Origin of the sequence: Vibrio sp. 10N.222.49.C9 (assembly GCF_041474985.1) — a bacterium.
Classification (GTDB): Bacteria; Pseudomonadota; Gammaproteobacteria; order Enterobacterales; family Vibrionaceae; genus Vibrio; species Vibrio crassostreae_C.
This window is the reverse complement of the sequence record NZ_JBFRVD010000036.1, coordinates 44,692-59,889: the sequence shown is the minus strand read 5'-3', so window position 1 is coordinate 59,889 and position 15,198 is coordinate 44,692. Positions and strand designations below refer to the sequence as shown.

Annotated in this window: 15 protein-coding genes; 10 read left to right on the top strand and 5 right to left on the bottom strand. The window is 43.1% G+C overall.

Annotated features, from left to right (window positions below; translation table 11 throughout):
* Window positions 1–92: 92 nt before the first annotated feature.
* The 4 genes from AB4585_RS15870 to AB4585_RS15855 form a co-directional block, all read right to left on the bottom strand.
* Window positions 93–767: a hypothetical protein gene (locus AB4585_RS15870; RefSeq protein WP_108100428.1), complete on the bottom strand. Its 675-nt coding sequence runs from the start codon at window positions 765–767 to the stop codon at window positions 93–95.
* 512 nt (window positions 768–1,279) lie between these two features.
* Window positions 1,280–3,001, bottom strand: coding sequence for an ATP-binding protein (locus tag AB4585_RS15865; protein ID WP_372154522.1), 1,722 nt, complete (start codon window positions 2,999–3,001; stop codon window positions 1,280–1,282).
* The gene (locus tag AB4585_RS15860; RefSeq protein WP_017063855.1) at window positions 3,001–4,185 is read right to left on the bottom strand and encodes an FIST signal transduction protein; all 1,185 of its coding nucleotides are present in this window, start codon (window positions 4,183–4,185) and stop codon (window positions 3,001–3,003) included. The genes AB4585_RS15865 and AB4585_RS15860 overlap by 1 nt, the downstream gene beginning before the upstream one ends.
* Window positions 4,186–4,299: 114 nt before the next feature.
* On the bottom strand, window positions 4,300–4,665 hold the full coding sequence (locus AB4585_RS15855) for a hypothetical protein (protein WP_372154523.1): 366 nt from the start codon (window positions 4,663–4,665) through the stop codon (window positions 4,300–4,302).
* A 252-nt stretch (window positions 4,666–4,917) separates the two neighbouring features.
* On the opposite strand from AB4585_RS15855, the gene ccoN reads away from it, so the two are divergent.
* The 10 genes from ccoN (at window position 4,918) to uspE (ending at window position 13,922) form a co-directional block, all read left to right on the top strand.
* Entirely contained in the window at window positions 4,918–6,351 is a 1,434-nt protein-coding gene (gene ccoN, locus AB4585_RS15850; protein WP_009846707.1) for a cytochrome-c oxidase, cbb3-type subunit I, read from the top strand.
* 11 nt (window positions 6,352–6,362) lie between these two features.
* Entirely contained in the window at window positions 6,363–6,983 is a 621-nt protein-coding gene (gene ccoO, locus AB4585_RS15845) for a cytochrome-c oxidase, cbb3-type subunit II (protein WP_017059643.1), read from the top strand.
* 9 nt (window positions 6,984–6,992) lie between these two features.
* Window positions 6,993–7,166: a CcoQ/FixQ family Cbb3-type cytochrome c oxidase assembly chaperone gene (locus AB4585_RS15840; RefSeq protein WP_004733679.1), complete on the top strand. Its 174-nt coding sequence runs from the start codon at window positions 6,993–6,995 to the stop codon at window positions 7,164–7,166.
* Window positions 7,166–8,140, top strand: coding sequence for a cytochrome-c oxidase, cbb3-type subunit III (ccoP, locus tag AB4585_RS15835; RefSeq protein WP_017063857.1), 975 nt, complete (start codon window positions 7,166–7,168; stop codon window positions 8,138–8,140). Before AB4585_RS15840 ends, ccoP begins: the two co-directional genes overlap by 1 nt.
* A gap of 108 nt (window positions 8,141–8,248) precedes the next feature.
* Window positions 8,249–8,728, top strand: coding sequence for a FixH family protein (locus tag AB4585_RS15830; RefSeq protein ID WP_017059641.1), 480 nt, complete (start codon window positions 8,249–8,251; stop codon window positions 8,726–8,728).
* 5 nt (window positions 8,729–8,733) lie between these two features.
* Window positions 8,734–11,106, top strand: coding sequence for a heavy metal translocating P-type ATPase metal-binding domain-containing protein (locus AB4585_RS15825; protein WP_136974290.1), 2,373 nt, complete (start codon window positions 8,734–8,736; stop codon window positions 11,104–11,106).
* A complete protein-coding gene (ccoS, locus tag AB4585_RS15820; RefSeq protein ID WP_017059639.1) occupies window positions 11,106–11,342 on the top strand; it encodes a cbb3-type cytochrome oxidase assembly protein CcoS in 237 nt (78 codons plus the stop codon). Before AB4585_RS15825 ends, ccoS begins: the two co-directional genes overlap by 1 nt.
* Window positions 11,332–12,006 (top strand): sulfite exporter TauE/SafE family protein, encoded by a 675-nt coding sequence (locus AB4585_RS15815; RefSeq protein WP_017059638.1) that lies wholly within the window; start codon window positions 11,332–11,334, stop codon window positions 12,004–12,006. The genes ccoS and AB4585_RS15815 overlap by 11 nt, the downstream gene beginning before the upstream one ends.
* A gap of 86 nt (window positions 12,007–12,092) precedes the next feature.
* Complete coding sequence (locus AB4585_RS15810; RefSeq protein WP_017059637.1) at window positions 12,093–12,839, top strand: FNR family transcription factor; 747 nt, start codon at window positions 12,093–12,095, stop codon at window positions 12,837–12,839.
* Window positions 12,840–12,971: 132 nt separating this feature from the next.
* Complete coding sequence (gene uspE, locus AB4585_RS15805; RefSeq protein ID WP_017070547.1) at window positions 12,972–13,922, top strand: universal stress protein UspE; 951 nt, start codon at window positions 12,972–12,974, stop codon at window positions 13,920–13,922.
* Between the two features lie 104 nt (window positions 13,923–14,026).
* Here uspE and ttcA read toward each other — a convergent pair whose 3' ends face one another.
* Entirely contained in the window at window positions 14,027–14,920 is an 894-nt protein-coding gene (gene ttcA / locus AB4585_RS15800; RefSeq protein ID WP_017059635.1) for a tRNA 2-thiocytidine(32) synthetase TtcA, read from the bottom strand.
* Window positions 14,921–15,198 lie beyond the last annotated feature (278 nt).

Genomic DNA, 15,198 nt, shown 5'->3' with positions numbered 1-15,198 from the left:
CGTAAGTCGATTGGTCTGACACGTCTGTTGATGCAATGCCGAAGTGCGCTAACGGACAATTGATTTAGGTGTCAGTGTTTTATCTGAAGATATTAATGCCACAGCGTTTGCCCTTTTAAGTGTGAAGGATCACGCGGTAACTTACGTAATGTGAATTCATCTCTGAGATAAGATTTAGCGAAGTTCTTTCGCTTCTTTCCCAATGCTGGCAAGTCGCCTAACACTTTAACAATACCTTTAACTTCCAGTGAATCAAAACTATAGCCTTGATCAAGAAGGAGCTCCAATACTGGATAGAGCTTTTTATATACCCGAGTTGCTTCAGCTTTTGAATCTCGTCTTACTTTTCTCTTCGCCTGCAATGAATCGAGTAGAGAGAGCCTTCCCAACATGCCAAGTATATTGGATACATTAATTATGACGTTCGTAACGTAGATACTTAGAACGAGTTCGATGCAAAAGATAACGTAGTACTCAGTAATAAATATTTGGTCACTGTACAGGATGACCGGGTAAACATTCTCTAAGATCGTCATGCCAACAAAACTAACACCGATCAAGATTCGATAATTAGAACTGATAACGTCCACATTAGTGAATCGTAAGAACAAACAAATAATGGCAACGTATGTGATAAACGCAGAAACAAAGGAGATGACTTGCTCACCAGTACTCGCCACCATTAGGTCAACATTAAAGAAAGTAGATCCAATGATTAGTAGTGCGCATAAGATAATTGCTTGCTTTTGGTCATTGTTTGTTTGCAAAATTTTGGCTCCGATTTAATACAGCGACGGAGTATAGATGAAACTTGCAACTACTTTTATATCATTGATTTAAAATGGTTATTTTGACTGCCTGATTGGTGGTATTGATTGGTTCATTGAATCGAGAAACCGTGTTTTTGATAGGACTCGTTCTTTGCTACATAAAAATAAATGCTCATACCAACTCTATCAGGAGGGCTTAAGCTAACTTGACGGCCACAAACGTCCATTGTAATAAGCATCCGGATAATTCCTAAGCAGACCAATATAGGTAAGCTTAGGAGGACATTTTAATCTAGCTCAAAAGTGACATTACTATCTGGGGCTTACATATTAACTGCGTATTATGTGTATTATGTTAAATGGTGTTTGGTATTTATAAGGCAGGTATCTTTGTGCGATGCCCTGCCTCTTGTTTATCTACCAAATCGATGTTCTATTTAACAGTAAGGCTATTTACCATAAAATACCTAATAAACATATTTCCTAATCTTCGATTAAGAATACGTTTATTAGACTTCAAGCATTAATCGATCAATTGCTTCTGTGATCTCTTTAGTTCTTACTGGCTTGGTCACGAAATCATTCATGCCGACATCTAAGCACGAACATTTGTCTTCTACTGATGTGTGTGCTGTTAGCGCAACGATTGGTGTTTTGATGTTTGCGTCTCTCATGTATTTGGTTGTGGTTAATCCATCCATGACCGGCATCGACACATCCATTAAGATAATGTCTATTGATTCGTTGCCTCTTTCAATAAAGCCAATCGCTTCTTCACCATTACTTGCGATGAAAACCTCGTGGCCTTGTCTTGTAAGGATTAACTTTATCACCATTTGATTCGTTGGATTGTCTTCGACAACTAACACTGAATAACGGCTTCTTAACTCTCGTGAAGATTCGTCTTCTTTGTTAGCCAGATTATTCGTAACTCTAGTAAGCACTGGCAACTGTACTTCGAATTTGGAGCCTTTTCCAGGCTCACTCTTTACCGATATGCGCCCGCGCATCAGTTCAACCAGTCTTTTAGTGATGGCCAAGCCTAAACCTGTGCCACCAAATCTACGTGTGATTGTGCTATCAGCTTGCACAAATGGACTGAACAGCGACGAAAGTTGTTGCGAGCTAATGCCAATCCCTGTGTCTTCCACCATTATATAGAAAGAGCTCTGCTGGTACTTTATAGAAACATGGACATGCCCACGCTCAGTGAACTTAATCGCGTTACCGATCAAATTAAATAGGATTTGTGCCAAGCGACTTGGGTCGATGTAATGAAGTTCACCTTCAGGGATATCGCTAGTTACTGTTAGCGGCAAACCTTTATCGTCTGCTGTCTTCTTTTGTTCAGACAATACAAAAGTTACAGTGTCTCTTACGTTGCTCCATTGAGGAGCCAACGAGAAACACCCAGATTCAATCTTAGAAAAATCCAATACGTCACTGATAATTGCCAGCAATAGCTCAGATGATGTGCTCATATTAAGCAGTATAGACTGTTGTTCTTCGTTCAATGATGTGGATTTTAGGGTGTCTATTAGGCCAATTATGGCATTTAGCGGTGTTCTTAATTCATGACTCATCATCGCGAGGAATTCAGACTTGGCCTTGTTGGCTCTTTCTGCGTCTTTTCTTGCTGTGACAAGCTCTGCGGTACGTTCTCGAACGGTTGCTTCAAGCTTTTCTTTGTTCTCAATATCGAAAACAGCACGCTCTATCAACGGTCGAAAACGGTTTAGTGTGGCCTTAGTTTCAATACTAAAGTGCTTGGTATTCGAGTGGATAAAGATGATGACGGATTGTGTTAGTCCGCTATCGATACCAGTAATTAGAACAGAGTTGATTTGATCGAGGATAATGGGATGTAAGGAATTGAATTCACCCAGAGACTTGGGTTCAAAAAGGATGGCGCATTCTCCATTGATCACTCGAGATAACTTGCCACAATCACTCCAATTCATCTGTTCGAAGACTTTGTTATTGCTTAGCAGGGTTTTGAAACTGCCTTCGTTCCCTACCCTTGATACCACGATAAAGTCATCAAACTTAATGTATTTTTTGAGCACGAACTCGAGACTGGAGAATATCTCAGATATGTTACTTGCCTTACTGATCGCAGAGATGGTTGATAAGATCACCCTGTTCTCTTCAGCCAGCTTTCGCTCACGGGCTTTTAGTTTTTGCAGTTCAATACGTGCTTCTTGCAGCGCTTCTTGACCTTCAGAACCCATTACTTTTTCAACCTATAAAACGTTGCAGACGATACCATTAAATTCCCGTGTGCATTCTCGCCACCAGAGAGCCTGCCTTGTTCACCAAACGTAAACGGACATATGTATGGGAGCCCATTAAGTGCTTGATTTATTTGGTCACAAACCTCATCCATATCTTGTTTAAGGTTCAACATTGGGCCTGCACAAAAGATATTGATCGCCCCTAGTTTCTCTTCAAGATCCATGTCGTTGTAGTATGAGGAGTGAATGATATTCGCGGCGCGGCTAATCAACTGCTGCTTAGACCCTTGCATCAGGTAGATGGTGTCGCCTTCACTGATGTCTGTGAACAGCTCAATCCCATTACACTCCGTCTCTCTGATCGAATGAGATAATTTGAAATATGGGTAATCGTAAGAAGAGCCGACTTTCCTGCCTAATGGGTAGACTGACGACTTTTCGAATATGTAGCCATCATCACTGCCATCTAAGTGGAAATTAGTCCATTCGTTGTAAACGGTGACGGCTGGCCTGTGGTCTATCTCCAACAAAATTCGGTTTCTTACTTTGGTCACGGTGCCTGAATACCGCGTAGGCGTATGACCCGCGCTGAAAGAGGAATAGATGGACTGAGACGCAAACACTACCGTTAAAGACACACCATTTATAGACAGCGACTCTTCGGTGAAGATACTCCAATTTCCGGAAACCTGGTTGTCTGCAGCACTGCCACCAATAATTGGCACTTCAGTACCAAATTTCTTATCGATAGCCGCCATCACCTTTTCTTCGTTACCCGGTGTGGAATGCAGCAAGATAAGATCAGGAATTTCACCTTCTCGGTTGGCGTTCTTGAGTGCTTTGTCTATCGCGCTGAAGGTACTGCGGTCTATGGAGTCGCTGAAATGTTCGATTCCCGTACCATAGGCGTTGATCCCCGAGTCATGAATAATGAGGACGCCAATGACTGGACCAGAATGAAAACCAGTTTCGGTCATAATGCCGTGACAAGTAGTACAGCCATGTATGGGAGTGTTCGGGAGAGCATCTACGAAATATCTCTGCACAGCGAGTGTCGAATACTCTTCTGTGCAGTAGCAAATAAGACAAGCAATATCGTCAGGGTTTTCCACCCCGCTGAGCAACTCATCTACTGCGATTTTATCGTCTAGGGAGTAAGAGACTTTTGATAGAAATTTCATAGATTCTGGGTAACTTTATTAATGCTCTCTTTATAACACTTTAATGCATTGTGTTTCACTGATTTGGTACATGTTTCTATCAAAAGAACCGAGGTGTGCCCCAGTTTCTCTCTGTTACTCCTTAGAAAGGTTTACAGAAAACGTGCTCACCTGTTGTGGAAATGTAACCGTTATTGAGGAGGTCTTATCACTAGTTTGTAACAGCCAATTTGATGGTCCTTTTTCTTCCAGAATTCCGCTTTCATTATAGCTAATGATAAATTTGCCAGTTTTAGATGTTTCGATCGAATACCCTAGGTTATTGCTTGAAACTGAAACATTATGATTATCAATACCAAATTTACAAGGTTTTGAAACTATACAGTTTGCTGTTTCGTTATTATCGTATGTTACTGTTCTCCAAGTAAATGCAGCTATTAAAATAACCAACATGACGATAATTTGAACAAGCCTGCCTTTTGTTAGCTTTTGTGCCGCCATTATAATCTTTACTCCTTGTTACAAAGTTCAAAGTTTTTAAATAAAAATCCAATTCCAGACCAAGCGTAAGGTTACTACTCTGTCATTGATTTGTTAATTCAAGTATAGTGTCGCGTTGAAAATGCCACTTTTTTTTAAAATCAGCAAGTGGAAATAAAGCCCTGAATAGGCTGAATTTCCTTTTCTAATTTGGGTGGCATTACGACGTGAGTCGTGTTGGAAGTAAAGTGTAGTAAATAAGAAATTGGAAGCATGCAAATGAGCCAAGAAAAGCAGCTTGAACAAAACTACAACTATACGGTCGTCCGTCAATTTACCCTAGTTACAATTTTGTGGGGTATTGTCGGTATGGGCGTTGGTGTTTTGATTGCCGCTCAATTAGTTTGGCCACAGCTAAACTTTGATACGCCGTGGTTGACGTACAGTCGTTTACGTCCCCTGCATACTAATGCGGTTATTTTTGCGTTCGGTACAAGTGCGCTGTTTGCAACATCATATTATGTTGTACAACGTACCTGTCAGACGCGTCTCTTTGGTGGCCCTCTCGTAGCCTTTACCTTTTGGGGTTGGCAAGCGATTATCCTGTCCGCTGCAATTACTTTACCGTTAGGTTTAACCTCTGGTAAAGAATACGCAGAACTTGAATGGCCAATCGATATTGCTATTACTCTTGTGTGGGTAGCTTATGCGGTCGTGTTCTTCGGAACCATGATTAAACGTAAGACATCGCACATTTACGTAGCAAACTGGTTCTTCGGAGCCTTCATTATCACGGTTGCCGTGTTGCACATCGTTAACAGCCTAGCTGTTCCTGTCTCTGCGTTTAAATCGTACTCGATTTATTCCGGAGCGATCGATGCAATGGTGCAATGGTGGTACGGACACAATGCGGTAGGCTTCCTATTGACAGCTGGTTTCCTAGGCATGATGTACTACTTCGTTCCTAAACAAGCTGGTCGCCCTGTTTACTCTTACCGTTTGTCGATTGTTCACTTCTGGGCTCTCGTGTCTCTGTATATCTGGGCTGGTCCTCACCACCTACACTACACTGCACTTCCTGACTGGACTCAATCTCTAGGTATGGTTATGTCTTTGGTTCTGTTTGCTCCATCTTGGGGTGGCATGATCAACGGTATTATGACTCTATCTGGTGCGTGGCATAAGCTTCGCTACGACCCAATCCTACGTTTCCTAATCGTTTCTCTATCATTCTACGGCATGTCGACTTTCGAAGGCCCAATGATGGCAATCAAAACGGTTAACGCACTATCTCACTACACGGACTGGACTATCGGTCACGTTCACTCTGGTGCGTTAGGTTGGGTTGCAATGGTTTCTATCGGTTCGGTTTACCACTTAGTTCCTAAACTATTTGGTCAAGAGCGTATGTACTCTGTATCCCTAATCAATGTTCACTTCTGGTTAGCAACGATTGGTACGGTTTTCTACATTGTAGCAATGTGGATCTCTGGCGTGATGCAAGGTCTGATGTGGCGTGCAGTTAACTCTGACGGTACATTAACTTACAGCTTCGTTGAATCTGTAGAAGCGTCTTACCCGTTCTACTTTGTACGTTTCTTAGGTGGTTTCATCTTCCTATCTGGTATGTTCTTAATGGCATACAACACGTACAAAACTGTTTCTGCACCTAAAGATAGCCTTAAAGCTATCCCTCAACCGGCTTAAGGAGATTTAGAATGAGCTCAAATTCAAATAATCGCCATGAGTTGGTAGAGAAGAATGTTGGCCTACTAGCGATTCTTATCGTTATTGCTATCAGTTTTGGTGCTTTAGTAGAAATTACCCCGCTTATTTTCCAAAAGCAGACTACTGAACCTGTAGAAAACCTACGTGTTTACTCTGCTCTGGAAATGGAAGGTCGTGATATCTACATTCGCGAAGGTTGTAACGTATGTCACAGCCAAATGATTCGTCCTTTCCGCTCTGAAACTGAACGTTACGGTCACTACTCTGTAGCTGGCGAAAGTGTTTGGGAACACCCATTCCTATGGGGTTCTAAGCGTACTGGTCCTGATCTAGCGCGTGTTGGTGATCGTTACTCTGATGAGTGGCACCGTGTTCACCTTATCGACCCTCGCGAACTTGTTCCTGAATCAAACATGCCTGGTTTCCCATGGCTTGCTGAGAATGTACTTGATGGCAAATTGACTAAACAGAAGCTTGAAATCTTCCGTAATCAATTTGGTGTTCCTTACACAGACGAACAAATTGCTAACGCTAAACAAGATGTTGAAGGAAAAACAGAGATGGATGCAATCATCGCTTACCTTCAATCGCTTGGCCACGCAATGAAATAAGGAATAATTATGGACATTATTACATTTCAAAGTGTTTGGACTGTTACTGTTTTTGCTTGTTTCATCGGCATCGTTTGGTGGGCTTTCGGTAAAAATCGTAAGTCGCGCTTCGACGAAGATGCAAACCTAGTGTTCGCTGATGAAGCACCTGCGAAAGATAAAAATCAAGGAGTGACGAAGTAATGAGTACATTCTGGAGTATTTGGGTAACAGTAATCACAATCGGTACATTGATTGGCTGTGCAGCCTTACTTCGTTGGTGTTCCAACGATAAAACAGGTGTAGAAGAAGGTCAGGATATGGGCCATGAATACGATGGTATTCGTGAGCTTAATAACCCGCTACCTAAATGGTGGACATACCTTTTCGTTAGCACAATTGTGTTTGCAGCTGTTTATCTAGCTCTATACCCAGGCCTTGGCAACTTTAAAGGTCTACTAGGTTGGACGAGTTCAAACCAAACAGTTCGTAGCGTAGAAGAGTCTCGCTCTGCAATCGCTGCTGCGCAAGCAAACAAACAGTTAGACGCATACGCGAAAGAACTTGATGATGCTGACACCTACTTTGGTGAAGCTTTCAGAAAGCTAGCTCACGACGAAAACGGTCTACGTTCTGTCCCTGACATTGCATCAGATGCCGATGCAATCAAAGTGGGCCAACGTTTGTTCCTACAAAACTGTTCTCAGTGTCACGGCTCTGATGCACGTGGTCAGAAAGGTTTCCCGAACCTAACTGATGACGCATGGCTATATGGTGGTGAACCACAAGCTATCGTTACTACCATCATGCATGGTCGTGTCGGTCAAATGCCAGGTTGGAAAGACGCTCTTGGCGAAGAAGGCGTAAAAGAAGTAGTTAGCTACACGCTTAGCCTTTCTGGTCGTAGCGTAAACGCACGTGAAGCAGAGGCTGGTAAAGCTCGCTTTGTAGTGTGTGCAGCGTGTCACGGTACTGATGGTAAGGGTAACCCTGCTGTTGGCGCCCCTGACCTGACTGACCGCGACTGGCTATTCGGCGATTCTCGCGCTGATGTGACGGAAACAGTCATGTACGGACGTTCTGGTGTAATGCCGGCTTGGAAGGACATCCTCGGTGAGGATAAGGTTCAGCTCGTCTCTGCCTACGTCTGGAGCCTCAGCAACTCAGATAAAGAGTAACATAATAATAACAGCCCCTTCTTAAGGGGCTGTCTTTCTTTTACAGTTATAACCTTAAGTGTTTGTAAAAATTAGTTTTATTTCATTGTATATATTGAGAATAATAATATGGAACAACCTTGGTATAAGCAGTTTTGGCCGTGGTTTTTGATCTTCCTAACCGTTGGCGTTTCTATGCTAACATTGGTTCGAGTCGCGATACTTACCAACCATTCAGTTAACGTTGTCACTGAAGATTACTATAAAAAAGGTAAAGGTATTAATGTCGACATTTCGAAAGTAAATGTTGCTAAAGAGCTTGGCTTATCAGCTTCAGTTAGCGAGAAAGGTAACTCAGTTATCATTACTCTCGACAAAGGCAAACTAGACCACTTCCCTGCTATTAGCGCAATGTTCGTGCACCGAACGCTGCCTGACCGTGATTTTACTCAGCTACTGACCGCTGATGCGAGAGGCAACTACACGTTGACTCTGGATCATGAAATGCAAGGTCCATGGTTTATCGAGCTTTCTCCGCATGATTCTGAATGGTTAGTGCAAGGTCGCATGAACTTCCCTATTGATACTCCTACTCAACTAACGAACTAAATCTTATGTGTGAATCCTGTTATCACTGCGGTGAAGATGTACCAGCGGAAACGGATTTTAAAGTAGAAATCTTAGGATCGGTGCGACCTATGTGTTGTCCGGGTTGCGAAACCGTAGCCCAGACAATCGTTGATAGCGGTCTGGTCTCTTACTACCAATATCGTACCGCTCCAGCTGAAAAAGCGGATCTCGTGCCAGAGCAACTTCTGGCACTCAGTCATTACGACAACGAAGATGTTCAATTGGAGTTCGTCCGTAACTCTGAAAACACCTCTGAAGTGACATTGTCACTAGAAGGTGTCTCTTGTGCTGCTTGTGCTTGGCTTATTGAAAAGCAAGTCTCTTCAAAGTTAGGGGTTGTTAGTATTCGTGTTAATACCACGACTAACCGCGCCCTGCTCAGTTGGGACAACACTCAGACGAAACTGAGCGAGCTGTTGTCTGCAATCCATACCTTAGGCTACAAAGCCGCACCTTTTGAGGCTGATCAACAAGAAGCCGCCTATCATCGATCGATGAAGAATTATCTCTATCGTCTTGGTATTGCTGGTTTAGCAACCATGCAGGTCATGATGCTGGCTGTGGCGTTGTATCTTGAAGTCTTCGGTAACCTTGAGCCCGAATTCAAAAGCTACTTCCGTTGGGTGAGCTTAATCTTTGCAACACCGGTTCTGCTCTACTCTGCATTGCCTTTCTATATCAACGCGTGGCGTAGCCTCAAAGGTCGAACATTGGGTATGGATGTACCTGTGTCGATCGCTCTTTTGTTTGCCTACGTTGCAAGTTTGGTCGCAACGGTGACAGAGAAAGGTGAAGTATTCTTCGAATCTATCTCGATGTTTACCTTCTTCCTACTGCTTGGTCGTTTCCTTGAAATGCGCGCTCGTCGTAAAGCCGCCGCTGCTAGTGGTAACCTGCTTAAGCTCGTTCCTGCTATGGCAACAACGTTAGATGGCGAACAAGTTCCAGTCAAAACCTTAAAAGTTGGCGACCAAATTCGCGTTCTACCGGGTGAGCACATTCCTGCCGATGGCAAAGTATTGTCTGGCAGAGTTCATATCGATGAATCGATGCTGACTGGCGAATCTATCCATGTGGTCAAAAACGAAGGCGATACTGTCTACGCTGGTACATTGAATGGTGACGAGTCGTTTGAACTGGAAGTGATGACATCAAAAGCGGATTCGGTGATTTCCAACATCGTTCGCCTGCAAGACGAAGCGCAACTGTCTAAACCTCGCATTGCAGAAATTGCTGATGTTGTGGCTCGATACTTTGTTGCGGTTATCTTAATCATCTCATTCGGCACTTGGTTTTACTGGCACCAAACACGACCAGAAGACGCTTTCTGGATCATGCTTTCGGTATTGGTCGCAACGTGTCCTTGTGCTCTGTCACTGGCAACACCGACGGCGATTACTTGTTCAACGTCTCGCATGGGTAACTTCGGTATTTTGCTGCGCAAAGGCCACGTATTCGAAACCTTGTGCAAAGTGAATCACTTGATCATCGATAAAACAGGTACATTGACTGAGGGTGATATTCGTATCAGCCAAGTTGAAACCTTCGCTGAACTTGATAAAGACACTTGTCTCAAAGTAGCGGCGAGCCTGGAACAACACGCTAACCACCCTATCGCTAAAGCGTTCAAGACTCATCTTTCTGATGAGATCGAAGTAGAGTCAGTTAATAACGTGATTGGTTCAGGTATCACTGGTGAGTGGAATGGCCAAGAAGTTGCGATTGGTAGTAGTGAATTCATTCTAGGTGAAGCTCAACCATCGGAAAGCAACGGCATTTACTTGTCGATGGCGGGTCGTCATATCGCTACATTTACTTATGAAGATCCAATCCGTAAAGAAAGCATCGAGTTTATTAAGCAATTTAAAGAAGCGGGCATCAAAACAACTCTGCTTACTGGCGATTCTTTGATTAACGCGAAGCCTGTTGCTGAAGAGATTGGTATTACTGATATTGTTGCTAACGCGAAACCTGAAGATAAACTTGCTTACCTGAACTCTCGAGATGCAAGTGACATTACCATGATGGTTGGCGATGGCATTAACGATGCCCCTATTCTTGCAGGTGCCCACCTTTCTGTCGCTATGGGCGGCGGTACAGACGTGGCGAAAGCTTCTGCGGATATGGTGTTACTGGGTGATAAGCTCGATAGATTACTTAAGTCGCGTACTTTGGCGTTAAAAACACGTAAGATAATTCGTGAAAACCTAGCTTGGTCATTAGGATATAACTTACTTATCCTTCCATTGGCTGTCGCGGGTTTGGTTGCTCCATACATTGCCGTTGTGGGCATGTCTGCCAGCTCTATTATTGTTGTGTCTAACTCGTTAAGGCTTTTAAAAGAGCAAGGTAAATAATGGAAAGTTTATACATCCTGATCCCCATTGCGATTGTACTGGTGTGCATCGCTGTTGGTATTTTTCTATGGGCGGTGAAGAGCGAACAGTTTGAAGACCTAGAACGTCAAGGTCACAATATACTGTTTGATGAAGACGAAAAGGCTCACAACCATTCTGATAGTAAACCTGTCAAGAATGAGAAAGCTAACAGCGAAAGCCAAACTAACGTAGACAAAAAGAACGATGACGCCTGATTGGATCGGAGCCTTTGTTGTTGGATTGATCGGCGCAGGCCATTGCATGGGAATGTGTGGTGGTATTGCGTCGCTTCTTTCGATTGGCAACAGTAAACCTTCCCCTGTTATTCCCCTACTTTATAACCTAGGGCGCTTGCTAAGTTATGCCGTGATTGGTGGTGTGATTGGCGGTGCAATCTCTTCGATAGGTCAGCTAAGCGATTTTAACGCTCTGCTAGGTTGGCTGCGATTATTTGCAGCTGGCTTTATGATCGTCTTAGGTTTGTATATCGGTAAATGGTGGTTCGGCTTGTTGTTCTTTGAAAAAGTCGGGCAGAAACTATGGCGCTATATCTCTCCTTTAGGTAAATCATTTCTACCCTTGAAGCACCCTAGCCATGCTTTGCCGTTTGGCTTTATTTGGGGTTGGCTACCATGTGGCTTAGTTTACTCAATGCTTACGTGGGCGGCCGTATCAGGAAGTTGGTACAACGGTGCCGGTATCATGCTTGCTTTCGGTTTAGGTACGCTTCCAGCAATGCTCACAGTAGGCATGGGCGCTAATTTCCTCAAAAAACTGCAACAAGCTGACTTATTTCGCCAATTAGGCGCAATTTTAATCCTCCTTTACGGTTTCTATACCGGATATATGGCATTGCAGCTCATTATTTATACCGTATAGGTGATCTTTAAATCCGGTTTTTTTACTACCCAACTGGATAAAGGAATGCTAAAATATTGACGTATATCAAATAGTGAAAGATTGTTATGATTTCTGAAAAGCCTGTGACGAAACGTGTTCAGTCTGGTGGCTGTGCGATCCATTGCCAGGATTGTAGTATTAGCCAGCTCTGTATTCCGTTTACTTTGAATGAATCTGAACTCGATCAACTTGATCAGATCATTGAGAGAAAAAAGCCTATTCAAAAAGGCCAAGAGTTATTTAAAGCCGGTGACGAGCTTAAATCTCTATATGCTATTCGCTCTGGAACGATCAAGAGCTACACGATTACCGAGCAAGGTGATGAGCAGATTACTGCATTCCACCTAGCGGGCGATCTTGTTGGCTTCGATGCGATTACTGGTGACCAACACCCTAGTTTTGCACAAGCGCTAGAAACTTCTATGGTATGTGAAATCCCATATGAGATTCTTGATGACCTATCAGGAAAAATGCCTAAATTGCGTCAGCAAATTATGCGCCTGATGAGTAACGAGATTAAAGGTGACCAAGAAATGATTCTGCTTCTTTCTAAGAAGAACGCGGAAGAGCGTCTTGCTGCATTCCTTTACAACCTTTCGACTCGCTTCTCTCAACGTGGCTTCAGCCCGCGTGAGTTCCGCCTAACGATGACTCGTGGCGATATTGGTAACTACCTTGGTTTGACTGTTGAAACAATCAGCCGTCTTCTAGGTCGCTTCCAAAAAGCAGACATCTTGAGCGTTAAAGGCAAATATATCACTATCGAAGATCACGATGCGTTGATGGAACTTGCTGGCGTTTCAAAAGAATAGTCTAGATATCAATGATGTAGTTCAATAATGAGCTACATCATGTTTCTCTCTTAAAACCTCTTATATTTCTCTTAATCTCTCCATAACTACGCTACATTATTTATATGTTCGGTCTGAAAAGTAGGCTTAGTTATGAGTATCTATAACAAAATTTTAGTTGTCGCAGACATTAATCACGATGAGCAACCTGCTCTAGTTCGTGCTATCCAACTTGCTAAGAAAAGCACCTCAACAAGCCACATCACTTTCTTTTTGTCGATATACGACTTCTCGTATGAAATGACATCTATGCTCTCTATCGATGAAAGAGACGCAATGCGCAAAGGCGTAATTCATCAACGCGAAATTTGGATGAATAAAGTCGCAGAACCTTACCTAGATGATTCTATTGAATTTAACGTACAAGTGGTTTGGCACAACCGCCCGTACGAAGCGATCATAGCCGAGGTTTACAGTGGCGAACACGACATCTTAATCAAAGGCACGCGTAAGCATGATACTTTGGAATCTGTCATCTTCACTCCAACCGATTGGCATCTATTGAGAAAGTGCCCTAGCCCAGTGCTATTGGTTAAAAACGATTTCTGGCCAGATCACGCGAAGATTTTTGCTTCCGTTCATGTAGGTTCTGAAACAGAAGCTCATTTAGAGCTTAACGATACAATGGTCGACAGATTGCTAGAGATCACCGGTCGTTTGGATGCGGAACCGTTCTTGGTGAATGCCTACCCTGTGACACCTGCGAATATTACCATTGAACTGCCAGAGTTTGATCCAACGTCTTATACCGATGCGGTTCGTGGCCATCACTTAACGGCAATGAAAGCATTGCGCCAGAAGCACGGTATGTGTGAAGAACAAACTGTGGTTGAACAAGGCTTGCCAGAAGATGTTATTCCTCGCGTCGCTTCTGAAAATAACGCTGCGATGGTGATTCTGGGTACAACGGGTCGTACTGGCTTGTCTGCCGTGTTTATTGGTAATACCGCGGAACATGTTATCGATAAGATTAACTGTGATGTGTTGGCTCTTAAACCGTCTGGTTACGTCAGCCCACTAGACCCTAACCTTTCGAAAGGTTAGGTCAGGGAAAAGTTTAACTTATAAAAAAACGCCTCAAGCATTGCTTGAGGCGTTTTTGTTTGTCTGTTGTAGGCGCATCTACTGCTCTACAACGATTATTCTTATTATACGTTCGTTACGTCGATGAACATTGACTCATCGATGTTAGAAGATGAAATTTCAGCTTCTTCGAATTCGTACGCTTTGCGGTCTTCACTACGGTCTAGTGGAAGGTTCACGAAGTCAAACAGCTCACGGTCAGCCAGTTGGCTTGGACTTACGTTCTGGATTGACTTGAAGATCTTCTCAACACGACCTGGCGTTTTCTTATCCCAATCAATTAGCATCGCTTTAATGTTCTGACGCTGTAGATTCTCTTGAGAGCCACATAGGTTACAAGGAATGATTGGGAACTCTTTATGTTCTGCGTATTTGATTAGGTCCGTTTCACGACAGTAAGTCAGTGGACGAATAACAACGTTACGACCATCATCTGAACGAAGCTTTGGTGGCATAGCCTTTAAGCGCGCACCGTGGAACATGTTTAGGAACATGGTCTCAACGATGTCGTCTAGGTGGTGACCCAGAGCGATCTTAGTTGCACCAATCTTCTCTGCGAATGAGTACAAAGTACCACGACGAAGACGAGAACATAGGCCACACGTTGTTTTACCTTCTGGCACTTTCTCTTTAACCACTGAATACGTGTCTTTATCTACGATGTAGTAAGGAATGTTCAGCGTTTCAAAGTACTCAGGAAGAATGTGTTCAGGGAACCCAGGTTGTTTTTGATCTAGGTTTACTGCCACAACATCAAATTTGATCGGTGCTGCTTCACGTAAACGTAGCAAAATATCTAACATCGCAAATGAATCTTTACCGCCACTAATACATGCCATTACTACGTCATTCTCTTCGATCATGTTGTAGTCGATGATGGCATTTCCAACATTTCTTCTCAGACGTTTCTGAAGTTTGTTGAATTCAAGTGTTTCTTTTCTATTATCGTTTTGGTTCATTGCGACTCTCACACCGTCGTATTACCGACTGTAGATTGCTAGTGGGACTGTTTTAGGGCGTGGATTATACGGATTTTTATTTGATGTTGAAATAGTAACGGCCGGATAAACAAGCTGAGTAATAGAAAGATTCTGCTTTTATTGTTCGATAAGCGCCTAAACGGCAGAGAAACGCGGCTTCACAAGCTCTCGGTTGGTATCATAGATAAAGAAAAGCAGCCTGATCTTATTCGATGAGGCTGCTTTAAGATATGTCGCAAAAACTTAGGGGGATGATT

Coding starts and splice junctions, on each gene's coding strand:
- AB4585_RS15865 (WP_372154522.1), bottom strand. CDS start 3,001: ATGGGTTCTGAAGGTCAAGAAGCGCTGCAAGAAGCACGTATTGAACTG.
- AB4585_RS15860 (WP_017063855.1), bottom strand. CDS start 4,185: ATGAAATTTCTATCAAAAGTCTCTTACTCCCTAGACGATAAAATCGCA.
- AB4585_RS15855 (WP_372154523.1), bottom strand. CDS start 4,665: ATGGCGGCACAAAAGCTAACAAAAGGCAGGCTTGTTCAAATTATCGTC.
- ccoN (WP_009846707.1), top strand. CDS start 4,918: ATGCAAATGAGCCAAGAAAAGCAGCTTGAACAAAACTACAACTATACG.
- ccoO (WP_017059643.1), top strand. CDS start 6,363: ATGAGCTCAAATTCAAATAATCGCCATGAGTTGGTAGAGAAGAATGTT.
- AB4585_RS15840 (WP_004733679.1), top strand. CDS start 6,993: ATGGACATTATTACATTTCAAAGTGTTTGGACTGTTACTGTTTTTGCT.
- ccoP (WP_017063857.1), top strand. CDS start 7,166: ATGAGTACATTCTGGAGTATTTGGGTAACAGTAATCACAATCGGTACA.
- AB4585_RS15830 (WP_017059641.1), top strand. CDS start 8,249: ATGGAACAACCTTGGTATAAGCAGTTTTGGCCGTGGTTTTTGATCTTC.
- AB4585_RS15825 (WP_136974290.1), top strand. CDS start 8,734: ATGTGTGAATCCTGTTATCACTGCGGTGAAGATGTACCAGCGGAAACG.
- ccoS (WP_017059639.1), top strand. CDS start 11,106: ATGGAAAGTTTATACATCCTGATCCCCATTGCGATTGTACTGGTGTGC.
- AB4585_RS15815 (WP_017059638.1), top strand. CDS start 11,332: ATGACGCCTGATTGGATCGGAGCCTTTGTTGTTGGATTGATCGGCGCA.
- AB4585_RS15810 (WP_017059637.1), top strand. CDS start 12,093: ATGATTTCTGAAAAGCCTGTGACGAAACGTGTTCAGTCTGGTGGCTGT.
- uspE (WP_017070547.1), top strand. CDS start 12,972: ATGAGTATCTATAACAAAATTTTAGTTGTCGCAGACATTAATCACGAT.
- ttcA (WP_017059635.1), bottom strand. CDS start 14,920: ATGAACCAAAACGATAATAGAAAAGAAACACTTGAATTCAACAAACTT.